Raw genomic sequence first — 24769 nt, 5'->3', positions numbered from 1 at the left:
GATGACCATGCAAGTCAGCAAGACGATCGGCACGACCAACAAGGTTGCGCTGGATGCGCCGATCTTCGATCCTGTCGCGTTCCGCTTGAGCGACGAGCAGGCCGGCATCGTCACGCGCGCCCGCGAGATCGGCCAGAGCGTGTTCGCTACGCGCGCGGCGGCCTACGATCGCGAGGCGATCTTCCCGACTGAGAATTATCGCGACCTGCATCGCGTCGGCCTGCTCGGCATTGCCGTCCCCAAGAAGCACGGCGGCCTCGGCGCGAACTATCAGACCTATGCCTTGGCGGCCGCCGAGATCGGCCGCTATTGCGGTGCGACCGCGCTGACATGGAACATGCACGTCTGTTCGACGCTATGGTCGGGTCCCCTTGCCGACGATCTCGACATGGACAAAGAGACGCGCGCCGAGCACGAACGGCGGCGCGCAGTCCACTACAAGCGCATCGTCGAGGATGGCGCAATCTATTCGCAGCCCTTCTCCGAAGGAGGCGCGGCGGCTGCCGGTGGGGTCGCATTCGGCACGGAAGCAAGGCCGGTCGAAGGCGGCTGGATCATCAACGGCAAGAAGATCTTTGCGTCGCTCTCCGGTCATGCCGATTATTACGGCGTGCTCTGCACCGAGATTGAGGAAGGCGAGAAGGCTTCGCGCCGCAACACGCTTTACCTTGCGATTCCCGCCAAGTCGGAAGGTGTTTCCGTCGTCGGCGATTGGGATCCGCTAGGCATGCGCGGCACGGTCTCACGGACGCTTCTGTTCAAGGACGTGTTCGTGCCGGATGATTCCGCGCTGATGCCCCGTGGCGTCTATTTCCAGGCCGCGATGCGCTGGCCGCACATGTTCCTGACGCTGTCGCCGACCTATATGGGTCTCGCACAAGCCGCCTATGACTTCACCGTACGTTACTTGCGCGGCGAGGTTCCGGGCATGCCGCCGGTCAAACGGCGGATGTACCCGACCAAGCAGATCGCGGTCGCGCAGATGCAGATCAAGCTGGAGCAGATCAAGACAATCTGGTTTCAGGCAGTGACCGAAGCACGCGCCAATCCGACCAAGGAGCAGGTTCTGCGCGCCTATGCCGCGCAATATTCGGTGATGGAGGGCGCCAATGAGCTCGCCGCGCTCGCGATCCGCACCTGCGGCGGTCAGGCCATGCTTCGCTCGCTGCCGCTGGAGCGGATCTATCGCGACAGCCGCTGCGGCTCGCTGATGCTGCCCTGGACCGCCGAGCTCTGCCTCGACCGAATCGGGCGCGAAGCGCTGTACGAGGCCGGCGAAACGGACGACTGACGGTGGACCTCTGTAGCCTGATCGACCGCAATGCGGCGTTCGCGCCAGACAAGACAGCCATTGCCTTCGAAGGCGAGCAGCTGAGCTACGCGGCATTCGCCTCGCGCATCGAACGGACCGCGACGGCGTTGAAGCAACAGCTCGGCGTCGGCCGCGGCGACCGGGTCGCGATTTTGAGCCTGAACCGGCCGGATTATCTGGTCCTGCTCTACGCGTGCGCGCGGCTCGGCGCGATCCTGGTGCCGCTAAACTGGCGGCTGGCCGTCGCCGAGCAGCTATTCATTCTCGGCGATGCCGGCGCCAAGGTCCTGGTGCTCGAGCAGGCATTTTCCGGAGTGCTTGCCGAGCTTGGGCAGACTGCGCCGGAGACATCCGTGGTCGGTCTCGACTTCCCGCCACCTCGCGGTGTGACATTTGAAGCTCTGCTGGCTCGCAGCCAGGGCAGCGGCCGCACCCCTCACACCGACCTCTCCTGCCCGCTCCTCATCGTCTACACCTCAGGAACGACGGGGCGGCCGAAAGGCGCAGTGCTGCGCCAGGAGGCGCTGTTCTGGAACGGCGTCATGAGCCAGCACATGCACAACATGACATCCGACGACCACGTGCTGACTGTGCTGCCGTTCTTCCACGTCGGCGGCCTCAACATCCAGACCACGCCGGCGCTGCAGCTGGGCGCGACGGTCACGGTCCATGCGCGCTTCGCGCCGGATGCCGCGCTTGCGGCCATCCAACAGGAACGGCCGACACTCACGGTGATGGTGCCTGCGATCCTGCAGGCGGTGAGCGAGCATCCTGCCTGGCCGACCACTGATCTTTCGTCACTCAAGGCCATCGCCACCGGCTCGACCATCGTGCCTCCTCACCTGATCGAGCGTTTCGTCGCGCGCGATGTCCCGGTACTTCAGGTCTATGGCTCGACGGAAACCTGCCCGATCGCCGTCTACACGCGGCTTGGCGGCGACCTTTCGCGCGCGGGATCGACCGGCCTTGCCGGCTTGTGCTGCGAAGCCAAGGTGATCGATCAGGCCGGCAACGAACTGCCCGCGGGCACGCCAGGCGAGATCACGGTGCGCGGGCCCAACGTGTTCTTTGAATATTGGGGCAACGAGGCCGCAACGCGCGACGCGTTGCACGACGGCTGGTACCGCACCGGTGATATCGGCCTGTGCGATGCCGACGGCTATTTCTGGGTCCGTGACCGCAAGAAGAACATGATCATATCAGGCGGGGAAAACGTCTACCCGGCCGAGGTCGAGCGCGTTTTGCTCGAACATCCTGATGTCAGCGAATGCGCCGTGATCGGCCGGCCCGACCCGCGCTGGGACGAGGTGCCGATCGCCTATGTCATTGCGAGATCCGGCTGCCGGCTCGAAGCGGACGAATTGAGGGCGCATCTTCAGGCACAACTCGCGCGCTACAAGGTGCCGCGCGAGATCGTCTTCGTCACCGATCTGCCGCGGACGGCACTGGGCAAGGTCCAGCATTTCGTACTGAAGCAGCTTGATGCGCAGTCCCGCGCGCAAGGAGAAGCATCTTGAAGATCGCAGTTCTAGGTGGGGGAAACGGCTCTTTCGCGGCCGCGGGCGATTTTGCTCTGTCGGGGCATGAGGTGCGGCTTTGGCGCCGCGATGCCGGTCAAGTCGCAGCACACCGCGCCGCCGGCTCGCGCATCCTGGTCAAGGATCATAACGGCCGTCACGACCTGAAGCTCGCGCTGGTCACGACCGAGATCGCCGAAGCCGTCGACGGAACGGAGTTGATCCTGTGCCCTGCCCCGGCCTTCGCGCAGCCGGATATTGCCCGTCTGCTTGCCCCGCATCTGCGGGACGGTCAGGTCGTATTTCTGCCGCCGGCGACGTTCGGCTCGATGATCTTCGCCCAAGCGGCACGGGATGTCGGCAACCACGCCAGGGTGAGCTTTGCCGAAACCGGCACGCTGCCCTGGCTGACCCGCAAGCACGGAACGTTCGAGGTCGCGATCACCATCCGCGCCAAGCGCCTGCCCGTCGGTGTGTTCCCGCTTGATCAGGCGCCGCATGCACTCGAAATCATCGGACGCGCTTTCCCGGGCGTGATCGAACCGTGCGGAGATGCGCTATCCGGCGCGCTGATGAACGCAGGCCCGATCATTCATCCGCCGTTGATCGTGATGAACGCAGGCCCGATCGAGCATTTCGAACGCTGGGACATTCACAAGGAAGGCACACAAGCCGCGATTCGCCGGGTCACCGACGCGCTCGACGCCGAACGCATCGCGGTGCGCGAGGCGCTCGGCTACGGCGCGCCGCATTTCCCGCTCGCCCATCACTACGCGAAGGAAGGCGAGATCTGGATGTATGGCCGCGGTTCGCATGATCGTCTGACCGATTCCGGCGACTGGCGAGAGCGGATAGTGCTGACCGAACACCGCTACATGCGCGAGGATCTGCGGCTCGGGCTGTCGCTGCTGGTCTCCGTCGCTGGCCTTTCTGGCGTAGCCACGCCGTTGGCCAAGGCATTTCTGTCGATTGGCGGCGCTGTCTGTGGCGAAGATTTTGCGCGAAGTGGCCGGACGCTCGAAACACTGGGTCTTGGCGATCTCAGCAAGGCCGAACTGCAGACGCTGCTTCGCAACGGATTCTGATCGATGAGCAATCGCGTCAATATCGCCTGTCTCGGCGCCGGCCGCATGGGACGCGGCATCGCCGTCGCGTTCGCCTATGCGGGACATGCGGTCACGATGGTCGACGTCAAGGCGCGCTCCGCGGCGGAGTTCGCCAAGCTGGAAGCGGATGCGCTTGGCGAGGTCAGGACGACCTTTGCCAGCCTGGCGAAGCTGGGGCTCTTGACCGAGGCAGATGTAGATCCCCTTGTCGCACGAGTCTCAGTGATCGCGGCCGGCCAAAGCGAGGAAGCACTATCCGACGCCGGGATGGTCTTCGAGGGCGTTCCTGAGGTCGTCGAGCTCAAGCGCGAGGTGCTCGGGGCGGCTTCAAAGCAGGTCGGTCCGGATACAGTCATCGCGTCGACAACCTCGACCATCCTCGTCGATGATCTATCCGGCGCGATCGTTAACCCTCGCCGCTTCCTGAACGTGCACTGGCTTAACCCGGCCTATCTGATCCCGCTGGTCGAGATCTCGCCCGGCAGAGCCACTGATCCCATCGTCGTCGACGAGGTCAAGGCGCTGCTCGAAGGCATCGGCAAGGTCCCGGTGGTCTGTGCAGCGACGCCGGGCTTCATCGTTCCACGGATCCAGGCGCTGGCGATGAACGAGGCCGCTCGCATGGTCGAGGAAGGGGTCGCCAGCGCCGAGGAGATCGACAAGGCGATCCGTTACGGTTTCGGCTTCCGCTACGCCGTGCTCGGCCTGCTCGAATTCATCGATTGGGGCGGCGGCGACATCCTATACTACGCAAGCAGATATCTGGAAGGCGCGCTCGGCAGCGAGCGTTATCGGGCACCGGATGTCATTTCACGCAACATGCATGAAGGCCGGATCGGCCTGCGCACCGGTGCAGGCTTTCTCGATTATTCCGGGCTCGACGTCGACGTCTATCGCGCGAAGCGGCTCCAGGCCATGGTCGATCTGCTCCGACACTTCGGACTAGCGCGCCCCCCGGTGCTCGACCGCAACTAGCCAAAGACGTCCTGGAGCACGCCCTCCCGGACCACCGTAACGCCATCGAGCTCGATCGTCGTGCCCATTATCGGCAGATCGAAATGCCCCGCCGTGTAACGGCCGGCGAATTCATTGGCGCCGGTTGAGAACAGGAAATTGCCGGAGACGGCCCGAATCTCGGTGCCGTTGGTGTCGCGCTGATCATACATCGACAGCGCCTCGTAGCGCGCGCCGGAGTTCATGCCGAAGCCGACATGCGAGACCGCATAGGCTTCGCGATCTCCCCAGGCAGCGAGATAGGCGCGCATCATCGCGGCATCCGTGCCCTCGCCTTCCAGCTCGACGACATAATCGTCCTTCAATGTCATCTTCACGGGCGATGTCAGGTAGCGCTTGAAGGTGAGATTGATGTCACCAGGCGCCATCACCAGAGTGCCGTTGATGGTCCCGCTCTTGGGGAAGCTGACGACGATACCGCCGGGCCAATGTGCCAGCGTGCCGGGCTTGTCGGTCCAGCCCCACACACCAACCGTCGAAGCGCCGACCATGTCGACATCGAGCGCCGTGCCGGCCTTCGAGGTCACCCGCATCCGCTTGGTCCCCCGCAGCATCTTCGCCGCCGCGCGAACGCGCTTCTCAAGCGCGGAATCCGGCACCATGCGCTCCAGCGCTTCGGGATGCTCGTTGGAGATCACCAGGATCCGCGCGCCGGCCTTGAGGATCTCGGGCGTTTCCACCGCATGCATCAGGCCTTCGATGGTGCAATCCACCACAAACCCGGCCTGCTGAAGCGCCGTGATGACTGGCCGGAGCTTTTGCATTGCCTCGCTCGCGCCGGTGGAGCGCACCGGAACGACATGACGGTTACGCGGTGTCGGCATCACCAAGTGAAACGGCCGCGCGCCCATGCGCAGCAGGGCCAGCTCCGCAAGATGCACGTTCAACGCACGCGACTGGGTTTCCGAGAGGATCGCCGCGGTATCGCCGGCCTTGACGGCGCATCGCTCAAAGATCTCGCAGAATGCGTCAATCCATTTTGCTTCGATGCGATCAGCCAGCATGGTTCTCTCCCGGTCTTCTATTTGTTCGTTACGCTTCGGGAAACCCCCGAAGCAGGTACGATCGCACGGCGCCCAGCAGGCCATTCAGGATCAAGCCTAGCAGCGATATCGTGATAAGCGGGACGAACATGTCCACTGCCTGGAAGGTGCGGGCCGCCGTCACGAGCGCGTGGCCTAGTCCATCCGTCGATGTGATCATCTCGGCCAGAAACACCACGATACAGGAAATGACAAGGCCGATCCGGCACCCAGTCAGGATCGATGGCATCGCCGCAGGCAGCACCACCTTGAAGAGGATTTCATAGCGTGGTGTTCCCGCCGCCATAGCCGACCAGATCAGCTTCTGCTCGACGGTCGATGCACCATAATAGGTCGACAGCAGAATGGGAAAGAGCGCGTCTGCGGCCACCAATGTGACCTTCGATCCGTGACCGAACCCGAGCAAAAGCAGGAGCGCCGGATAGAGCGCGACCTTGGGCAACGGCGCCAAGACGCGGACGATCGGACGAACCACGGCGTTGATCGCCGGATTGGCGGCGGCGGCGATGCCGATACTGACCCCGAGCACGACCGCAATCGCAAACCCGGCAAACAGGCGAATCAGCGTTGCTGCGATTTCCTGCTGGAACGTCAACGTCACGAGCTGCTGAAGCAGCCGGCTGAAGACGAAGCCCGGCGGCGGCAGCAAGACCGCGGGCGCAAGGCCGAATGACACCAGGCCCTGCCACAGGGCGAGGATCAGCGCGATCGGCGCAACGCCGAGAAGGACGTTTGGGGAGAGAAGGCGCGACATCATGAGAAGCTCAGCGGCATGTCGAACTGCGGCTCGGACCAACGCACGAGTCTGGCACGAACACTTTCGAAAATCGCGTCGAGGCAAATTCCCATTGTCCCCACGATGATGATCATCGCAAAGACGGTGTCGTATTGGCCCATGTCGAGCGCATTGAACAGGATGTTGCCGGCGCCCGACTGACGGGCGATCATCTCGCTGGTGATCATCGTGATCAGCGCCAGCACCAATCCCGTGCGGCATCCGGTCAGGATTTCCGGCAGCGCCGCGGGCAGCACGATCCGCACCAGGCGTTTCGCAGACGAAAGCCCCATCGCGGCACCCGACCACAGCATCTTCTCCTCGACCGCCTTGGCACCCTCGAAACTGTGATAGATCACGGGAAGGCTGACGCCCAGAAAGATCACCAGTGTCTTCGTGGCGTCGCCAACGCCCAGCCAGAGCATGATAATCGGCATCAAGGCGGCCTTCGGCACCGGATAAATCACCATCAGGAGCGGATTGAAGAAGGCCGCGATGCCTCGGCTGCGTCCCATCAACAGACCCAGCGGAATCGAAACCAGCACCGCCACACCGAAACCCATCGCCATGCGGCGAAGCGAAGCCAGGATGTTGGTCAAGGATTCCCTGTCGCCGAGAATGTCGGGAATTGCCCGGATCGCCTCGATCGCCGTGGGGAAGCTGTCGTTCTTCAGCGCAAGCGAGGCGACCTGCCACACTGCCAGCAATCCGATGCAGGCCAGCACCGGAGCAGCCCGCCTGGTCAAGACAGCCGACGATATCATGAGAAAGGCCCGGCTTCGTCGCTCTCATCGAACATGCGCTCGATATCGACGACGTACTTCTGGTAGCGCGGATCCAGCAGCAGCTCGTTGCGGCGGCGCGGTCGCGGCAGATCGATATCGATGACTTGTCGGATTCGGCCGGGCGATTTCGACATCATGACGACCTTGTCCGAGAGGAAGACGGCCTCGTCGACCGAATGCGTGACGAACAGCACCGTCTTGCGGTCGCGCTCCCAGATGTTCAGAAGATCGTTCTGCAGGCGCGTCCGTGTGTGCGCGTCGAGCGCACCGAACGGCTCGTCCATCAGCAGCACTTCGGGGTGGTAGGCGAGTGTGCGCGCCAGTGCCACGCGTTGCTTCATGCCACCCGACAATTCCTTGGGATAGAAATTCTCGAAGCCCTTGAGGCCGACCATCTCGATCAAGGCCCGGCTCTGCGCCTCGGCCTCGGCGGTGCGCAGACCTTGCTGACGCGGGCCATACATCACATTGCCCAGCACGGTTTTCCAGGGAAACAGGGCAAACTCCTGGAACACCGGTCCGCGATCCGGACCCGGCCCGGTGATCGTGTGTCCCCTGATTTTCGCCATGCCGCTGGTCGGGCGGACAAAACCGCCGACGATATAGAGCAGTGTCGACTTGCCGCAGCCGGACGGACCTAGGATAGAGACGAAGGCTCCCTCTTCGATCGTCAGCGAGATGTCCGATAGCGCCAAATGATCCTTGCGCGCCGAGGTTTGAAAGACCTGGGAGACACGATCGATCTCGATGATTGCAGAAGCCGGCTCTTGTGAGTTCACCGGTCTCATCCATTTGCTCGATCTTGCAGGCACTACCGTCATCCTGTCTTTCGCCTCACGCGCACGAACATTCAGCGGCACGACCTTAGCAAGAAGCCTGCCAGACGGGTGGTCGTTTTCGCACCCGTTCAGTGCGTCATTCGAACCACGGCCATTCTGCCGGGCCTTCATGCGTCACGGCTCCGCCCGGCGCCTGCCCAACCAGTCGCGCATACTTTGCAAGCGCACCCGCACGGTGACGCGGCGGACGCGGCTTCCAATCGCGGCGCCGCGCGGTGAGTTCCTGCTCATCGAGCAGGAGATCCATCCGCCGGTTTGCGGCATCAATCCGGATCCTGTCACCGTCGCGAACAAGCGCCAGCGGACCGCCAACAAATGCCTCGGGGGCCACGTAGCCGATGCACATGCCGCGGGTCGCGCCGGAGAACCGGCCATCGGTGATCAGCGCCACTTTTTCGCCCATACCCTGCCCGTAGATCAGTGCGGTGACGCCGAGCATTTCGCGCATGCCGGGTCCGCCGACCGGGCCTTCGTTGCGGATCACGAGGACCTCGCCCGCCTTGTAGCTGCGCTCACGCACCGCTACGACACAAGCTTCTTCATCCTCGAAAACATGCGCCACCCCTTCGAAGAACTGGCTCTTCAGGCCCGCGACCTTGATCACCGCGCCATCGGGGCAGAGATTTCCCTTCAGCACCACCACACCGCCGTCAGGCATAATCGGCGCACGAACAGACTGGACAACCTCTCCGTCCGGTGCGTTAGCCGCGCCATATTCTTCGGCAAGCGTGCGGCCGGTAACGGACAGGCAGCTGCCATCGATATGGCCGCTCTGGATCAGCTCGCGGATCACAACCGCCGCGCCACCGATGTCATAGACATCCTTTGCCGTGTACTTGCCCCCGGGGCGCAGATTCCCGATTAGCGGCGTCCTGGCAAAGACTTCACCCATGTCATCGATTGTGAATGCGATGCCCGCCTCGTTCGCAATCGCCGGAAGGTGCAGCGCGGCGTTGGTCGAGCCGCCCGTCGCGGCAACGATCGCCGCTCCGTTTTCCAGGGATTTCCGCGTCACGATATCGCGCGGCAACGGTCCGCCACGCGCGAGCATCTCCATGATCAGCCGCCCGGCGTGCTGCGAGATCTGCGCACGCTCCGCATAGACACCAGGCACCATGGAGACGTTGGGAATAGTCAACCCCATCGCCTCGGAGACCATGCCCATGGTGTTCGCGGTGAATTGGCCGGCGCACGCGCCGATGGTCGGCAAGCAAGCACGCTCGATCCGCTCAAGCGTGGCGCCGTCGATGTCGCCAGTCATGAAGCTGCCGACAGCCTCATAGGAGTCGAGCACCGTCAGCGTACGCCCATCCACGCGGCCCGGCAGCGAGCTGCCGCCATAGATGAAGATAGACGGCACGTTGCAGCGAACCATGCCCATCATCAAGCCGGGAAGGGTCTTGTCGCATCCGCCGTATCCGATCAGCGCATCGTAGGCCAGCCCCTGGACGACGGCTTCGATCGAATCGGCGATCAGCTCCCGAGAGAACAGGGAGAACTTCATTCCCTCGTGGTTCATGCTGATGCCGTCGGAAACCGAGACGGTCGAGAACTCGCGCGGCGTGCCGCCGGCTTCCTCGATTCCAGTTTTGGCCGCAGCCACCTGGAAGTCGTGGGTCATGTTGCAGGGCGTCTGCTCGCCCTTCATGCTGACAATGCCCACCATCGGCTTGGCAATCGCGGCGTCGTCGAGCCCCATGGCGCGCATGAATGCACGATGCGGGGCTCGGTCGAGCCCGTCTGTTGTAACCCGTGATCGCAACTTCTTCATATTTGCATCTTCTTCATGCAGCGTCCCGGATGATCCGGCACGCCACGATCTTACGCGCGATAATTCGCCCGCCTCTATTGCAGCGGAGCGACGATCGTCTGATGCTTGAACTGTGCGACATCTAGCTTCGGCAGCATTCCTGTCTCTGCATAGATATCCAGCATCTTCTGGATCGCGGGGAAGTTTGGTGCTGCGCCCGGATCGCGACCGAAATCGTTGTCCTTGAGCAGATAGGTCTCGAGCACCGGAACGGGCGCCTTGAGCACTTCGGACACCACCTTCAAGGTTTCCTCGCGGTTGGCCAGCGCCTTCTTCATGCCTGACGTGATGTCACGGACATAGGCTTTGACCAGCTCCGGATTCTTGTCGACGAAGTCAGCACGGCAGGCTTCCAGGATGTGTACGATGTTTGGCATGGCCTGGGACAACGAAAACAGCTTCCTGGTGCCGCCCTTCGCCTCCGCGCGCGCGGCAAACGGCTGGTTCATGTTGACCGCATCTACGCGGCCTTGACGCAGCGCGTCCTCGGAGACGGCAAAGCCGACCTCGACCAGCTTGATGTCCTTGGCCGGATCGACGCCATTCTGTTTCAAGAGCAGATTGAACGGCCCTTGCGTGCCGCCACCGATCACGGAAATGCCCACCGTCTTGCCCTTGAGATCCGCGATTGTCGTGATGGGCGAGTCATCCTTGACGGCCCAGTAGACCGAGAAACCGCCGGGCTTCTCGAAAACGTGCTGCGCCACGATATAGGCCTTGAGATTGCCGCCGACCACGCCGTTGGCGAGCGACAGCGGCGCCTGGGTCGCACAGTCCAACGCACCGGCCGCCAATGCCTGCGTCATCGGCGCGGTGCCCTGGAATTGGGTCCATTCGATATTGTAGGTCTTACCGATGCTGGGAAATTCGGCCGGCCTGCGCATCATCCAATATTTGGATTCCTCGGCCGGAATCGTCCAGCCGACGCGGATCGTCTGCTGCGCCCATGACGGGCTTGCCCCCGCGCTCGCGGCCGCTGCCGCCCCCAAAGCCAGGATCCACCTCGAAACGGTTCGCATCGTGCCACTCCGCTACTCTGGCGCCGTCCGGCGCCCGCCAACCCGACCGCCTCAAATGTTTCATGGTTCAAACAATGAGGCAAGCCATGCGAGCAAGCGGTTTTGCCGTTCGATGTGCAATGTATGGTAAAGCGGCGTCGCGATGCGACAGAAGGAGGCAACCTATGGCTGATGAGAACAAGGCAAACGCGCAAGGCACCGAGAAGCTCGGCTATCTCGGCCTTGGACTCATGGGAACGCCGATGGCCCGACGCCTGCTCGAGGCCGGCTATCAAGTCGCTGTCTGGAACCGCTCGGAGGGCAAGGTGGCGCCGCTCGCCAAGGCCGGTGCCCAGCGCGCGGTCACGCCTCGTCATCTCTTGGTGAACTCGGATATCGTCTTCATGTGCGTGACGGATGCGGCCGCGGTCGAAGAGGTGATCTTCGGGCCCGAAGGTCTGGCATCGGCGCCTGGTTCGGGCAAGCTTGTCGTCGACTTCTCGTCGATTCATCCAGACGCGGCGCGCGATCTTGCAACGCGACTAAAAGACGCCAACGGTGCGGGCTGGATCGACGCGCCGGTATCCGGGGGCACGAAGGGCGCCGACGAAGGCACGCTCGCCATCATGGCGGGCGGAGAAGCTGACGACATCGAGAGGGTGCGGCCCTATGTTCTGGCCATGGCACGCAGGTTCACTCACATGGGGCCGGTCGGCGCCGGCCAGACCACAAAGCTTTGCAACCAGGTGATCGTCGGATGCGCGATGGCCGTGCTCGCGGAAGCAACGCGCCTGGCCGCGAACGCCGGAATCGATGCCAATCGATTGCCCGAAGCGCTCGCCGGCGGCTTTGCAGATTCAATCCCGCTCCAGCTGTTCGTGCCACGGATGGTGCAGGGCATTCACACCCCGCCGCTCGGCCACATCGCCACGATGCTCAAAGACCTCGATACGGTTGCCGATGTCGCACAGGCGACGTCGACGCCGGTGCCGATGGCTTCGCTTGCCGGACAGCTCTTCAGGCTAGCGAAGGCCGCGCGAGGTGCGGACGCGGACGCGTTGGAGATCTACAAGCTTTCAGCGACAGAGCGCCACGCTGTCTAGGGCGACCTGAAGAGCGTTAAGGCGCCTTCTTGCGCTCATCGTCGGCCATGAAGCGACCGAACGCCCCTCTCGCGAAGAGCAGCGGCTCCGTCGCATTGTAGGTATAGGCCTCGACCGCGCCGAGAAAGATCACGTGGTCGCCGCCATAGTAGCGATTCACGGAGCGGCATTGAAAGTTGGCGACGCTCTCGGCGAGCACCGGCGCGTTGCCGAGGCCAGGTGTCCAGCCGACGCCGGTGAACTTGTCATCCGACGATTTAGCGAATTTGTTCGCAAGTTCTTGTTGCGAAGCGCCAAGAACGTTGACGCTGAAATGGCTGGCGTTCTGGAAGATGATCAGGCTCGAGGAATAGACGACGAGGCTCCACAGAACGAGCGGAGGATTCAGCGAGACCGAGGCGAACGAATTGCACGTCAGTCCGTAGGGCTTGCCGTCGGGCGCTGCCGCCGTGATGATGGTCACGCCCGTTGCGTAGGTTCCGAGCGCGTTGCGAAAGTCGCGAGGATCGATCTGGGAGCTGTCGCTAGCGAACTCGTTAGCGGGATCGGGAGCACGGGGCTGCTTCGGCAGATCATTCATCGGCCGACCTCACAGCGTGAGATTCTCGGACGGCAGGCCCAGCGCCACCCGTCCATAATTGGTCCCCGCCGCATCGAAATTGAACGCGAGATGCGAGTTGATCGCGTGCGCATCACGGAACTGCCGCTGCAACACGCCGGTCGTGAACAGACCCCGCGCGCCGCTCGCGGCAAACAGCATCGAGACCGCGTCCGTGCACAAGTTCACTGAAAAAGATCCGTCGCGCCGATATCTGGTCTTGGTCGCCATGTCAGGGATATGGCCGCACCGTGCGTCCTCCATGGCCTGGAGACACGCCGACCGCATGATCAGGCGTGCGGCATCGATCTTGGCCGAGGCTTCCGCGATCTTGATCTGGGTGCTCTGAAAATCGCTCAGCTTGGCCCGGTTGTAGGTCGAAATGCGATGGCGTGCGACCTCCGTGTAATCGTCGAGACACGCCTGCGCATTGCCTAGCGCAACGCCGGAGAGGACGTAAGGAAATAGCGAGAACACGGGGAGCGCATACAGCGGATTCGGGTTGACCTTGCTTCCGGGTGTCGGGCCTCCGGCAAGGTCCCCCACGGCGACCGACATATGGTCAGCCACGAAGGCGTCCCTGACCTCCACGTCGCAAGATCCCGTCCCGCGCAGTCCGGCCACGTTCCAAGTGTCCAGCACCTTGTAATCGCCTTTCGGCAGCAGAAAAATTCGATACTCGATGCCGTCCGCCTCGTCGTCGGAGTAGACCACGCTTGCAAGCATATTCCATTCGCAGGAGGCAACGCCCGAGGAGAATGGCCAGCTACCGTGCAGCCGGTATCCGCCCTCGACCCGCGTGGCGCGTCCGGCGGGAAAAATGAATGAGGATGCGATCAGAGCGTCCGGATCGCGGCCCCAGACCAGATCCTGCGCCTTCTGCTCGAACATGCCGAGCATCCAGTGATGGCTCGCCAGATTGGCGAGATTCCAGGCTACCGACGCATCCGCCTGCCCGAGCAGCTCGGCGCAATCGACGAGAGCGACATAGTCGAGCTCGGCCCCGCCAATCCGGGCCGGTTGGAGCATTCGGAACAGGCCAGCGTCATGAAGATCGATCTCGGTTTCCGAGGGGAGCTGCCGCAGCTCCTCCGTCCGCGCCGCCCGCTCGCGTAATCGCGGCACGAGGCCGCGGGCCTTCGCGATCATTGCCGCATAGGCGCCTTCGCCGGCTTGCGGCGCGGCGGACCGTCCCATGCTCGGCTTTCGATCCGGCGCCATTCGTGTCCCTCAATTTCACGTATTTATGCGGCCGCCCCTTCGCCAAATCAAGCCAATGCAGCCGGCATTGCAAAGCATCGATCCGCGCGCTGCACGTGCCTGGTGCCATGGGACCGTCCTTGGGCTCACGTCGGCGTCGAGGGCCTGCCGGAACCAAACACACCTTTCTGGGTAAACTCCGTGATCCGACGTTCGTCGTAACCGAGGATGTTGCGCAAGACGTCCTCGGTATGCTCGCCCAACAGGGGCGCCGCAACGGGATCGATCGCGGCGGTTAGGCTCATGGTAATGGGCGGCTCGATGTTGGGCACCCATTCCGCTGTAGGGTGCGGAATCCGGTTCAGGCGATGGCGCTCGCGAGCCTCGGGCGCATTGAAACCCTCCTCGACCGTCCGGAGATAGCCGACCGGGATATTCGCCAGCTTCATCTTCGCCATCCAGTTCTCCAGAGTATCGCTGGCAAAGACCTCTGCAATGGCTGCCCGCAAGAGCTCCTTGTTCTCCGAACGAGCTTTGCGCGTGGCAAACCGCGGATCGGAGATGAGATCGGGCCGATTCAGGACCTCGACCACGAGCCGGCGGTAGAGCCGGTCGTTGGCGCATGCCATGTAGAGCGGCCCGTCAGAGGCCTCGTAGACGCCGACGGTGGGAGAGCCGCTCGGCGAATTGCCGAACCGGCCGGGATTTTCGCCGTTGATGAGATAGGCCATGCCATAGAAGCCGGTCATCGCCATCGCGATATCGAACAGGGCGACTTCGACATGTTGGCCGCGGCCGAGCCGGTCGCGCGCCAGCAACGCCAACAGGATTGCATTGCAGGCAGACATGCCTGTCGCCATGTCCACGATGGGCGGACCGGTACGAACCGCTGGGCCGTCGGCAAATCCGTTGAGCGACATGAAGCCGCTTTCCGCCTGCGTGATGGGATCGAAGCCCGGACGCGAGGCAAACGGTCCGGTACGTCCGTAGGCGGAGATCGAGCAATAGACCAGCCGAGGATTGAGTGGCGCGACCGACTCATAGTCGAGCCCGAACTTCTTCATGACCCCACTCGAAAAATTCTCCACCACCACATCTGCTTTGCGGATGAGATGCAGCGCGATCTCTCGAGCCTCCGGCACGGCAAGGTCGAGCGCAATGCCGCGCTTGTTGCGGTTCAGGCTGAGATAGGCGGCGCTTTCGCCGCCAATCTCGGCGTGCTCATAAGCACGCGTGTCGTCGCCGCCGTCGGGATTCTCGATCTTTATAACGTGCGCGCCATAATCGGCGAGCGTCTGGGTGCAGGCCGGCCCGGCGACCACGCGCGTGAAATCGACGACCAGCAGACCATCGAGCGCACTCGGCCCTCCCGTCCCTCGCGACGAACGTACCGGCAGATGAGGCTTGGTGGGCATCGACAGCGCTCTCCCTTGCATCGGCTTATGGCCGCCGAATTTCCTGCAAGAGCAAACTTAAAGCCTGACGCTGCCAACTTCGCAAGTGTTTCACCCGCATTGCCTATAAACGCAAAAGAAGCCCGGCAGCCGTCCGGCTGCCGGGCTTTTCGCCATCCTGCGCATACAGGCTACGCCACACCTCTGATGAACCATTACACACGCGTTCCGCGTCGCGGGAAACGCTCCCCAGCGCTCACCGTAGCCACTTTCTCCAGTAAAGTGTATGCGACCAGGCCCAAGGTACCTCGGGCTCATAGAGCCGATAACCTGACTGGATGAAGTTATTGGCAGACACGGGATTGTCTGTCGTATCCGAAACGACACTGTCCCATCCAACGCGGCGCCCCTTGCCTCGATCGCCCGCATCAGCCTGATTTGCAACCCGTGCCCCCAATGCCGGCGCAAGACTCCGACCCTGGAGAAGTAGCCGCTATTTCGTACATGCGTCGACGGCACAACACCAGCAAAGGCGACCGCATTATCACCGTGATATTCCAGCCACCACGCTCCAAGGTCGAACTGGGGCATTGCCGCAGCATCGAAGAATGTCAGCTGATGCAGATCGGCCAAGGTGTCGGCGACGTCTTCATCAGACGCATCGACGATACGAATTCTGTACATGGCATACCCATTGGCGACGGACAACTCGTTCCATCGTGCGGTGGCGTTCGCCGCCGAAAAAGTCTCACTTGCCCAGCGCGACCTTGACGCCTAGCCAAATGGCCCCCATCAATCCGGTGGCGACCACGGCGATCACGGCCTTGAACGTATAACTCTGCGCCTGTTCCACGCTTCTCCGCCAGCGCCGCAGATGCTGAAAGTCAGCTCTCAGCTCCTTTCGATCGTCATCTTCGATTCCAAGAGACGTCAGCACCGACGCCACCACTTTCGCGACGATCGCATCAATGCTCTCCTGCTGGATTCTGTGCTGCTCCGCCAGCGTCTCGGCAATGATGGCCTTGATCTCGTCATCCACGATCTTCACCGCTTGATGATCCTTGCAACGTTCTCGAAGCCGCGTTTGGCAAAGTAAAAGGAGACCACGAGATTGGCCGTGATCGCCGCAAATCCGGCGAGGGCGTCCGTCGTGCCCAAACCAAGGACCTTGTCCCAGACCAGCAGCTTTGCGAAATACAGCGTCACGCAATATCCCATCAGCTTGTCCGGCTCGTACCAGTGCCCGATTTCGGCTCCCGGAGACTGCAGCGGCGCGGGCGGACCGCGCCCAGCGCCGCGGGCCGGCACGTTCGCGCGTGCTCGGCCAGCAAATGGTTCGGACGGCGGCGCGCCGATCGGCGCTCCATGAACGCGTATCAAGTGAGTGCGTGGCCGCAATGCGCCGCCGCCGTCCGATCTCGGAATCGAGACGAAAAAAACCCGCGGCGGATGTCTCCGCGCGGGTTGAACCAAACTCGTCTCGATGATGTCAGTATGTCGGTGTTTTGCCCGACGTGTCAAACTCTGTGTTGAGCGCGATTGTCATCACACGAAGAGGACATAAAAAAAGCCCGCCGCAGATTGCGAACCAAAGACGTTTCGATGATGCCATTCTGCCAGTGTTTTGCCCGACGTGTCAAACGAACGATTTCGCGTAAGCCGCGTTAGGCGATCAGGAGGGCGGCCATGACACCTCAGAGGACCCCATCTAGGACGTCACGAAATCTTCCGGGACCAGCGCCGCGCATCAACAAGGAACGTGCCGCGCAGGATGAGAGCATCGAACATACCGAGGAGACGGAAGACAAGAATCGCGATCTCGTGCATGGCGACGGCGGCAGCATCGATCTGCCCACAGAATCCGGCGATTTGTCGAAGGACGATTAGGCCGCTTAGAAAGCAGCGCGCATCTCGATGATGCCATTCTGCCGGTGTTTTGCCCGACGTGTCAATCGACGCGCCAAAAAGCAAGCGCCTCCTCCCAGCTCGATATGTGGTGCGCAAGGGACTTGCTTCAAGCCCCCGATGATCGCGTAGAAGCCTCGACCCAACCACGAGTCGAGGGTCAACGACATTGCCGGTACTGCTTCGGACATCCCGTTCACGGACGAGCGCAAGCCGCGCGTCAGCCAGCGGCCATGCGGTCGTCATCGCGGGCGGCGGCCCGACCGGACTGATGCTGGCCGCGGAGCTCGCGCTGGCACATATCGACGTCGCAATCGTCGAGCGGCGTGCGAACCAGGAGCTGTCAGGCACGCGCGCCGGCGGACTGCACGCGCGCAGCATCGAGATCCTCGATCAGCGCGGCGTTGCGGATTGCTTCCTGCGCGAAGGACGGATCGCCCAGCTCGCCGGCTTCGCCTGGACCAGGCTCGACATCAGCGATCTCCCGACACGCCATGGTTACGGGCTCGCGCTGCGACAGAGCCAGATCGAGCGTCTTATGGCCGAGTGGGTCGCGGAGCTCGCGGTCCCGATCTATCGCAGCTGTGCAGTGACGGGCTTCGCGCATGACGAGACCGGCGTCGACGTCACGCTAGCCGGCGGCGACACGTTGCGCGCAAATTATCTGGTCGGCTGCGACGGCGGCCGCAGCGTGGTGCGCAAGACGGCCGGCATCGACTTCGCCGGCTCCGATCCGACGCTGAGCAACCTCATGGCCGAAGTCGAGATGCGCGAGGAACCGGAATTCGGCCTGCGTCACGATGCGCTCGGCTTCCATGGGCTCAGCAAGACCGAGAGCGGGCGCGTGCTGGTCGTCGTGACGGAAGCGATGCTCGAGCGCAGCGGCGAGCCTACCCTGCGCGATCTTAGCGAAGCTCTCGCCGCCGTGTACGGCACCGATTTCGGGGTGCACAGTCCCGCCTGGATCTCCCGCTTCACCGATGCGGCGCGACAGGCCGCATCCTATCGCAAAGGGCGCGTGCTGCTCGCCGGCGATGCCGCACACATCCATCACTCCGTGGGCGGACAAGGTCTCAATACCGGCCTGCAGGACGCAGTCAATCTCGGCTGGAAGCTGGCGCAGGTGGTCAAGGGCATCTCGCCCGACAGCCTGCTCGACACCTACCATTCCGAACGCCATGCCGTCGCCGCGCGCGTGCTGCGCAACACCAGGGCGCAGATCGCCCTGCTCCGCCGTGCCGACGACGGCCTCATCGCCGCGCGCGAAATCGTCTCCGAGCTGCTCGTCATGGACGAGCCGCGCAAGCGTTTTGGCGCGATGATGAGTGGGCTCGATATCCGCTACGATCTCGGCGAAGGCCACGCGCTGCTCGGACGGCGCATGCCCGATCTCGATTTGATGCTCGATGGACAGAAGCTGAGGCTGTTCACGCTTCTGCACAGCGCGCGCGGCGTGCTGCTCGATTTTGGCAAGCAGGGCGGCATCGACGTCACGCCCTGGGCGGATCGCATAGAGATGGTCGATGCCGATTACTACGGCGCGTGGCAGCTTCCGGCCATCGGACAGGTCGTCGCGCCCAAGGCCGTGCTGGTCCGGCCCGACGGGCACGTGGCCTGGGTCGGAGACCAGAGCCGCCGCGGGCTCGCGGAGGCGCTGACGAAATGGTTCGGACCGGGTGGCGCGTAAAGTACGAACGCCTCATGCGGCGTCAAACAAACAAGCCCGCGGCATACCCGCGGGCTTGTTCCGAACTCTTTCGATGATGCCATTCTGCAAGTGTTTTGCCCCGACGTGTCAAATGCCTGTTCTCGCTCCGCCACATAATTTCATTCCAGCCGAGGCCGTATCCAGCGAGAGAACCACTCCTCACCGTCATTGTGCGAATTGCCGAGGGCCGTCCACTCTGCCTGCGTTCCCGCCAGTGATGGTGAACAGAAATTCCTCCGCCACAACTTATTATTGCTGAAGCGAAGAGGCCGTGACAGGCGGCGCTTGGGATGCAGAGCCGTGTGCGCGCGCCCTCTCATTCTCGCGAAGGGGTCGACAAAGGCTCAGAGTTTTAGGACATCTCGAAAATTGATTCTCTTGAGACCCGCGGACTTGCAGGCGTCCTTGAGGTCTTGATCGCATATGATACCCGCATCGTGGTATGCCATGCGGAAAATATGAGCGTTGCCGATAGCCTCCTCTCTGAAGACCAGTTTGTCACCGACGGAGAGATCGTAATATTTCTGGCCGTGGTCGATATAGCGCACATCGTTTCGGATTCCGATGCGCAAGCGCGATTGCGATTCGTCCAGCGCGTCTAGAACGCGGACAACATCGCAGAGCCAATATTTGGGTTCATCATAGATACCGTGCGGCATTCGCACACTGCACGGCACAAATACAAAGGCCTCGGAATCAAGCCCCTCGAACACTGCCTTGGTCCGGTCCGAAATGAGCCACCAGTGATAACAGAGCTCGAGGTCGTACGGCAGACTGCCGACCTTTTTGTCAAACACATAAGGCGCATGCGGTATAGAAGCGGGCAGACGATGTACTCGGTAAGGAGGAGGATGCTCTCGTCCTCAAGCCAAAAGCCCGGCCTGCCTCTACTAAAATCGGGACCTATTCTGTAGAAGCGGCGCTTTCGTGCTCCGGGTCGCTTCGCAACAGAAATTGCTTTCTCGTCACTCATGATTGAGCTTCGTTGAGTATCGTGCCTGCAGCGACACACCGCAAAGACCACGATGAACCACCCAACAATAAAGCCCGCGGCGTCCCCGCGAGCCTTGTTCGGACTCTTTTCGATAATGCTATTCTGCCAGTGTTTTGCCCGCCGGGTCAAACGATCGATCTCGAGCAAGGAACCTGTCGGCACGTATCGGCCGGAAAGTCACTCGTCGACATCAGTGTTTGAATTCATCAGCACAACAAAACACCGGCAGCCCTCCAAAAACATCAGAGCTCTTGTACCGAACCGCAATCCGCTCACTCGCACTCGCTCCGATCGTATCGCCGTCCTTCACCACGTTTCCATGTTCGATCAGATACACGGAAAGTCCCGCCACCTTGTCGAACAACGCCGGAAGAGCGAGCTTGCCGGTCACAAATTCGATCTCACGGCCGACAAAGGCGGACAATCCCATCGTGATCGCTCCGATCTTCGCACCTGACCGGAACGGAAGAATGTCGACCCATAGTCTGAAGGGGTAGTCTGGATACGGTGCGAACGACCAGCGAGACTCCTCGAGCCATACATCGGCTGGCCGTGCCACCCGGCCCGCCCACACCACGCCACAAGATTCCGGCACCGCCGCAATCAACGCGCCGTCGTCAGGCGGGCGGCGATCAACGGCCGCTCACTTTTTCCGAGCAGCGAGACGATCATGTGACCTCGATGCCTCGTCGCCACAGCCTTTCCTTCCGGCCAGGTTCGCGCAGCGCGTTCCCACAGCCCCGATCCTGCGGAATGGGTGCCGGCATCGACATGACCGCAACAAGCTGGTCGCCGCACCGAATGAGCGGCGAATTCGCTTGAACCGGTTGCGCCTCTTCATTGTCCGCCGTCTCCGTTGCCAATTCCGGATGTCGGGCGCGAAGGGCCTTGGCGACTGCTGACATGTCCGGCGTCACCGGCTTGTTCAATAGGACCAAAGCCAGAAGCGAGCTACTCATCGACTATCCCGCAAGAATTCGAGAACGAGCCGATACTTCGGCTCTTCGCCTAAAGGTTGAAATGAGGTGTTGAGTAGGAACATTGTCAACAAACGTTCCCCTCTCGTCGAGCGGGCGCAAGATGGCTCTGGACTCATGCCAATGCAGCTGTCGAGGCGAAGACGCGCGGGCTGAGCCTCGCCACCGGAGGCGCCCCGGCGATCGAGCCGGCACTGTCGCCGTATCGCGAGCGCGGCTTCAGCAATAGCGAGGCGTTCGCCGATGGGCCGAGCGCCTTCAAACAGTTTGCTGGACGTTGTGCTTCAATCCGCCCCAATGCAAGAAATCTGCACCGCATCCTGTCACGCGAAGTCGTCGTCCGCTTCTTGCTTCGAAGGCGCGTCCTGCGTCTTGCGTCCAAGAAACGTATCGGGTGGCGGTTGCTTCAACAACTCGCGGCATTCGCGCACGATCTGCCGCATGTATTCGGCCTGCTCATGTTCGACAGGCAATGGCCGATAGACCCGCATCTGGTGCTCCCTTCGCTTTTGCAGGCGGGAGCGCGCTCGGTCTCTCAGCCACCGACGCCCACGGACGAAAGCCTTGGCCGGTGATGTCCTACAAACTAGCTGGAGTCGCTTCGGTTCAAAAATGAACTTTGGTGTCACGCGCGCAAGATGAGTAAGTGGCGCAAACGACTGAACTTGCACCTGAAAATTTAATACGCGCAACATATCAAATGATGTGACTCCGCTTTGCCAGGAGCATAAGGTTAAGCCATCAAGGCTTGAGGCATCGATCGGCGATGAGAACGCCAGTTGCGCTCCCGCCCTACTCCAACGAGGAGCCGCGCCATGCTGAAGCGGCGTCGTTTCAAACAGACCACGACACTGAACGAAAGACTCGCGGACGAGGCCGCTCGCTGCCGCGCGGAAGCGCGCACACTGGCACCGGGCCGCCGCCGTGAGATGCTGCTGCGTCAGGCGCGGCAGGACGAGACGGCCATGCAGATCGAGGCCTGGCTCCGCTCGCCCGGCCTGAGGGCGCCGACATGACGCAGCAATATCGCGCTTATCTCGTCGGCGAGAACGGCGTCTTCCGCTCCGCCGAAGCCTTTGAAGCCTCGTCCGATTCCTCTGCCTTGGCCTTTGCGAAGCAGTTCACGCGGCTGGGCAAGGTCGAGGTCTGGCAACTCGGCCGGAAGATCGCCGTGCTGGAGTCCGAGCAGTCTCGGCTACTCGAGCCAACCCGCCCGACACTGACGCGTCAATGATCGCGTGCGTGCGATCGCAACACCCCCTCACTCCTCCGCAAGCTTGCGCTCGATCTCGGCGAACGAGCGCTGCACGCCGACTGCGACATCGTGCTGGTCGAGTGCGTCGCGCTGGAGCACGCGCAGGCCGTGCCCACGGGCGCTGGCCGGCGCCGTGTTCAAAAACTGGTTCGATGACGCCCTTGGCGGAGCGGGATGGCCTTGGGATCGCCCCTGGCGATCAGGAGCCGCAACAGGCTCTGACATTCGGCCAAACCGGGCATGGCCTCTCTCACCTTTGCTGCGATCTCGGCTTCGGCCGCTTGACCGGCTGGGTATGGATACCGAACAGCGCCAGCAACAGCGCGACTTCTTCCTTCGAACCGATCTGGATCATGATTGTCTCTCCTGTTCGCTCCGTTGGTCGGGGCTTGGCCCGGTGGAGTTCAGGACGATCCGGTTTCAGCAATGTTTCAGGCGTGTTTCGTCGGGGCGATCTGCGGCGACAGGCCCCACAAAGCCACACGACAAAAGCCCCGCGATGCGGGGCCTTTCATCCCGAGCGCCAGCCATCGTCGCGACGCCGGCGCTCGCCTATGGTCTCATTTTGCCAGTGTTTTGTCCGGTCGGGGCAAACTTTATCTCAAATGCAGCAAAGCGGATTCGGCAAAACGAAATCTCTCCGCGTCATGCTGGGACATGTCGTCTGGAACGGCGGCAAGCCGGAGAGATCTTCAATGTACTACGTCGCTGCTGCATTGCTGGTGCTGTCGGGACTATTCTATTCCGCGAGCCATCATGAGCTCGGCCAATTCGGAGCAGACGCGTGCAGTTATGGCGGCACCTTCTGCGACAATCCGGTGGTCCTTTTCACCGGCGCGGCGCTGGCCGCCGCCTGGGGCATGCTCGTCAGCGTCAAGTAGGACGCTGGGCGCAGCACCACTTCCATGCGGCATCCGCCACCGCCACCGGGCGCGAAGCCTGGCGAACGGGCGTGACGTCCTGAATTGCTCGATGATGGCAATCTACCCCTGTTTTGCCCGACGGAGCAAGCAGACTTAGCATTATCAGAAATGCGCGGCTCGCGTGGCCGGGAACTTTCATTCCCTCGTCGGCATTTGCTATGAAGATACAACCCTGACTGAGGCCCCCTTCCATGAGCGACAGCGACGCGGCCCCCACAAAATCCGCGCCGACGCTGCTGCAACGATTGGGGCCCGGCCTCGTCACCGGAGCTGCCGACGACGATCCGTCGGGCATCGCCACCTATTCGCAGGCCGGCGCGCAATTCGGCTACGGTCTGCTGTGGACCGTATTTCTGACCACGCCATTCATGATCGCGATCCAGCTCGTCAGCGCGCAGATCGGACGCGTCACCGGCAAGGGGCTGGCCGCCAACGTCGTGAAGGTCGCGCCGCGCTGGGCGGTTCTGGCGCTGGTCGCCATGCTCGTTGCCGCGAACACGTTCAACATCGCCGCCGACATCGCCGCGATGGCCGAGGCCCTCTCACTCGTCATCGGCGGCCTGAACCACGAGCACGCGTTGATCTTCGCGGCCGGCTCGACCCTGCTCCAGGTGTTCCTGCCGTACCGACGCTATTCGCCCGTATTGAAATTCCTCACCTTGGCGCTGTTCGCCTATGTCGCGACCGCCTTCACCGTCAGGATTCCCTGGAGCACGGCGCTGCTCGCCGCGGTGTGGCCGAAGGCCAATGTCAGCGGCGATTATTTTCTGATGGTGGTCGCCGTGCTCGGCACCACCATCAGCCCCTATCTGTTTTTCTGGCAGGCCTCGCAGGAGGTCGAGGAGATGAACCAGGGCAGGCGTGACAAGCCGCTTCGCCAACTCAAGCACGGCGGCCGCCCGGAGCTCGCGCGCATCAGGGCCGACACCATCTCCGGCATGCTGCTCTCCAACAGCATCGCGTTCTTCATCATTCTCACCACGGCGTCGGTCCTGCACGCCAACGGCGTCACCAACATCAGTTCGGCCACGGAAGCGGCTGAAGCGTTGCGGCCGCTCGCCGGGGATTTCACCTTTGCCCTGTTTGCGACCGGCATCATCGGCACCGGCTTGCTCGCCATCCCCGTCCTGGCGGGCTCGGCCGCTTACGGAGTCGCAGAGATCTTCGGCTGGCGTGCCACGCTGGAGGCGAAGCCGGACGAAGCGGCCGGCTTCTACACCATCATCGCCGCGGCAACCCTCATCGGCTTCGGCCTCGGCTTCACCGGAATCGACTCGATCCATATGCTGGTGTGGAGCGCGGTGCTCAACGGCATTGTCGCCGTCCCCATCATGGCGATGATGATGCTGATCGTCTCCAGCCGCGCGATCATGGGCCGCTTCAGGGCCCGCTCATGGCTGATCGCGCTGGGCTGGCTCGCCACCGCGCTGATGGCGCTGGCCGTCCTCGCTTTGCTGGGTTCATCGTTGACTGGATGACGCGACTGCGCACGATTGCCGCGCGCATTCGCCGA

27 protein-coding genes and 1 pseudogene are annotated in these 24769 nt (G+C 62.4%); 10 read left to right on the top strand and 18 right to left on the bottom strand.

Features of this window, described 5'->3' with window-relative positions:
* Position 1: 1 nt before the first annotated feature.
* The 4 genes from P6U27_RS11445 to P6U27_RS11430 are packed head-to-tail and all read left to right on the top strand — an operon-like array spanning position 2 to position 4910.
* The gene (locus P6U27_RS11445; RefSeq protein WP_122402254.1) at positions 2-1291 is read left to right on the top strand and encodes an acyl-CoA dehydrogenase family protein; all 1290 of its coding nucleotides are present in this window, start codon (positions 2-4) and stop codon (positions 1289-1291) included.
* Positions 1292-1293: 2 nt separating this feature from the next.
* Positions 1294-2829, top strand: a complete 1536-nt coding sequence (locus P6U27_RS11440) for a class I adenylate-forming enzyme family protein (protein WP_407194060.1) — start codon at positions 1294-1296, stop codon at positions 2827-2829.
* Positions 2826-3914: an NAD/NADP-dependent octopine/nopaline dehydrogenase family protein gene (locus P6U27_RS11435; RefSeq protein ID WP_122402252.1), complete on the top strand. Its 1089-nt coding sequence runs from the start codon at positions 2826-2828 to the stop codon at positions 3912-3914. The genes P6U27_RS11440 and P6U27_RS11435 overlap by 4 nt, the downstream gene beginning before the upstream one ends.
* 3 nt (positions 3915-3917) lie before the next feature.
* Positions 3918-4910 carry a 3-hydroxybutyryl-CoA dehydrogenase gene (locus P6U27_RS11430; protein ID WP_209295650.1) on the top strand — a complete coding sequence of 331 codons (993 nt, stop codon included), beginning with the start codon at positions 3918-3920 and terminating at the stop codon, positions 4908-4910.
* On the opposite strand, the gene P6U27_RS11425 is transcribed toward P6U27_RS11430, so the two are convergent.
* The 6 genes from P6U27_RS11425 to P6U27_RS11400 form a co-directional block, all read right to left on the bottom strand.
* On the bottom strand, positions 4907-5953 hold the full coding sequence (locus P6U27_RS11425) for a peptidase M29 (RefSeq protein ID WP_209295651.1): 1047 nt from the start codon (positions 5951-5953) through the stop codon (positions 4907-4909). The two genes, P6U27_RS11430 and P6U27_RS11425, sit on opposite strands and share 4 nt — an antisense overlap.
* Positions 5954-5981: 28 nt before the next feature.
* Entirely contained in the window at positions 5982-6749 is a 768-nt protein-coding gene (locus P6U27_RS11420; protein WP_122402249.1) for an ABC transporter permease, read from the bottom strand.
* Entirely contained in the window at positions 6746-7531 is a 786-nt protein-coding gene (locus tag P6U27_RS11415) for an ABC transporter permease (RefSeq protein WP_209295652.1), read from the bottom strand. The genes P6U27_RS11420 and P6U27_RS11415 overlap by 4 nt, the downstream gene beginning before the upstream one ends.
* Positions 7528-8373 carry an ABC transporter ATP-binding protein gene (locus P6U27_RS11410; protein ID WP_209295653.1) on the bottom strand — a complete coding sequence of 282 codons (846 nt, stop codon included), beginning with the start codon at positions 8371-8373 and terminating at the stop codon, positions 7528-7530. Before P6U27_RS11410 ends, P6U27_RS11415 begins: the two co-directional genes overlap by 4 nt.
* A 94-nt stretch (positions 8374-8467) precedes the next feature.
* The gene (gene ilvD / locus P6U27_RS11405; protein ID WP_407194059.1) at positions 8468-10162 is read right to left on the bottom strand and encodes a dihydroxy-acid dehydratase; all 1695 of its coding nucleotides are present in this window, start codon (positions 10160-10162) and stop codon (positions 8468-8470) included.
* A 74-nt stretch (positions 10163-10236) separates the two neighbouring features.
* On the bottom strand, positions 10237-11220 hold the full coding sequence (locus P6U27_RS11400; protein WP_209295655.1) for an ABC transporter substrate-binding protein: 984 nt from the start codon (positions 11218-11220) through the stop codon (positions 10237-10239).
* Positions 11221-11384: 164 nt separating this feature from the next.
* Between P6U27_RS11400 and P6U27_RS11395 the strand changes: the two genes are divergently transcribed.
* Entirely contained in the window at positions 11385-12302 is a 918-nt protein-coding gene (locus P6U27_RS11395) for an NAD(P)-dependent oxidoreductase (protein WP_209295656.1), read from the top strand.
* A gap of 16 nt (positions 12303-12318) precedes the next feature.
* Here the strand turns inward: P6U27_RS11395 and P6U27_RS11390 are convergent, their stop codons facing one another.
* From P6U27_RS11390 to P6U27_RS11360, 7 genes and pseudogenes are all read right to left on the bottom strand, one after another.
* Complete coding sequence (locus P6U27_RS11390; RefSeq protein ID WP_122402244.1) at positions 12319-12882, bottom strand: flavin reductase family protein; 564 nt, start codon at positions 12880-12882, stop codon at positions 12319-12321.
* Between the two features lie 9 nt (positions 12883-12891).
* The gene (locus P6U27_RS11385; protein ID WP_209295657.1) at positions 12892-14121 is read right to left on the bottom strand and encodes an acyl-CoA dehydrogenase family protein; all 1230 of its coding nucleotides are present in this window, start codon (positions 14119-14121) and stop codon (positions 12892-12894) included.
* A 125-nt stretch (positions 14122-14246) separates the two neighbouring features.
* Entirely contained in the window at positions 14247-15515 is a 1269-nt protein-coding gene (locus P6U27_RS11380; protein ID WP_129144181.1) for a CaiB/BaiF CoA-transferase family protein, read from the bottom strand.
* A 235-nt stretch (positions 15516-15750) separates the two neighbouring features.
* Positions 15751-16178: pseudogene (locus P6U27_RS11375) on the bottom strand (GNAT family N-acetyltransferase).
* A 64-nt stretch (positions 16179-16242) separates the two neighbouring features.
* The gene (locus tag P6U27_RS11370; protein ID WP_209295658.1) at positions 16243-16542 is read right to left on the bottom strand and encodes a hypothetical protein; all 300 of its coding nucleotides are present in this window, start codon (positions 16540-16542) and stop codon (positions 16243-16245) included.
* Positions 16539-16802, bottom strand: a complete 264-nt coding sequence (locus P6U27_RS11365; RefSeq protein WP_312016194.1) for a hypothetical protein — start codon at positions 16800-16802, stop codon at positions 16539-16541. Before P6U27_RS11365 ends, P6U27_RS11370 begins: the two co-directional genes overlap by 4 nt.
* Before the next feature lie 408 nt (positions 16803-17210).
* Positions 17211-17465 carry a hypothetical protein gene (locus P6U27_RS11360; protein WP_209295659.1) on the bottom strand — a complete coding sequence of 85 codons (255 nt, stop codon included), beginning with the start codon at positions 17463-17465 and terminating at the stop codon, positions 17211-17213.
* A 103-nt stretch (positions 17466-17568) separates the two neighbouring features.
* Between P6U27_RS11360 and P6U27_RS11355 the strand changes: the two genes are divergently transcribed.
* On the top strand, positions 17569-19086 hold the full coding sequence (locus tag P6U27_RS11355; RefSeq protein ID WP_407194058.1) for an FAD-dependent monooxygenase: 1518 nt from the start codon (positions 17569-17571) through the stop codon (positions 19084-19086).
* A gap of 365 nt (positions 19087-19451) precedes the next feature.
* Here P6U27_RS11355 and P6U27_RS11350 read toward each other — a convergent pair whose 3' ends face one another.
* The 4 genes from P6U27_RS11350 to P6U27_RS11335 form a co-directional block, all read right to left on the bottom strand.
* Positions 19452-19904: an imm11 family protein gene (locus P6U27_RS11350; RefSeq protein ID WP_407194057.1), complete on the bottom strand. Its 453-nt coding sequence runs from the start codon at positions 19902-19904 to the stop codon at positions 19452-19454.
* Between the two features lie 387 nt (positions 19905-20291).
* On the bottom strand, positions 20292-20708 hold the full coding sequence (locus P6U27_RS11345; RefSeq protein WP_407194056.1) for a DUF4261 domain-containing protein: 417 nt from the start codon (positions 20706-20708) through the stop codon (positions 20292-20294).
* Positions 20709-20769: 61 nt separating this feature from the next.
* Positions 20770-21060: a hypothetical protein gene (locus P6U27_RS11340; protein WP_245163027.1), complete on the bottom strand. Its 291-nt coding sequence runs from the start codon at positions 21058-21060 to the stop codon at positions 20770-20772.
* A gap of 341 nt (positions 21061-21401) precedes the next feature.
* Positions 21402-21569: a hypothetical protein gene (locus tag P6U27_RS11335; protein WP_160118810.1), complete on the bottom strand. Its 168-nt coding sequence runs from the start codon at positions 21567-21569 to the stop codon at positions 21402-21404.
* A 324-nt stretch (positions 21570-21893) separates the two neighbouring features.
* Here P6U27_RS11335 and P6U27_RS11330 point away from each other — a divergent pair, with 324 nt between their 5' ends.
* Positions 21894-22094, top strand: a complete 201-nt coding sequence (locus P6U27_RS11330; protein ID WP_129144182.1) for a hypothetical protein — start codon at positions 21894-21896, stop codon at positions 22092-22094.
* A complete protein-coding gene (locus P6U27_RS11325) occupies positions 22091-22312 on the top strand; it encodes a hypothetical protein (protein ID WP_122402241.1) in 222 nt (73 codons plus the stop codon). The genes P6U27_RS11330 and P6U27_RS11325 overlap by 4 nt, the downstream gene beginning before the upstream one ends.
* A gap of 27 nt (positions 22313-22339) precedes the next feature.
* On the opposite strand, the gene P6U27_RS11320 is transcribed toward P6U27_RS11325, so the two are convergent.
* Positions 22340-22474, bottom strand: coding sequence for a hypothetical protein (locus tag P6U27_RS11320; protein ID WP_283810490.1), 135 nt, complete (start codon positions 22472-22474; stop codon positions 22340-22342).
* A 554-nt stretch (positions 22475-23028) separates the two neighbouring features.
* Between P6U27_RS11320 and P6U27_RS11315 the strand changes: the two genes are divergently transcribed.
* Entirely contained in the window at positions 23029-23214 is a 186-nt protein-coding gene (locus tag P6U27_RS11315) for a hypothetical protein (protein WP_122406545.1), read from the top strand.
* Positions 23215-23447: 233 nt separating this feature from the next.
* Positions 23448-24734, top strand: coding sequence for an NRAMP family divalent metal transporter (locus P6U27_RS11310; protein WP_129144183.1), 1287 nt, complete (start codon positions 23448-23450; stop codon positions 24732-24734).
* Positions 24735-24769: the final 35 nt, after the last annotated feature.

It is taken from the genome of Bradyrhizobium sp. STM 3566 (genome assembly GCF_045571445.1).
Lineage (GTDB): Bacteria > Pseudomonadota > Alphaproteobacteria > Rhizobiales > Xanthobacteraceae > Bradyrhizobium > Bradyrhizobium vignae.
The sequence above is the reverse complement of the archived record's forward strand: the minus strand, read 5'-3'. Positions and strand labels throughout refer to the sequence as shown.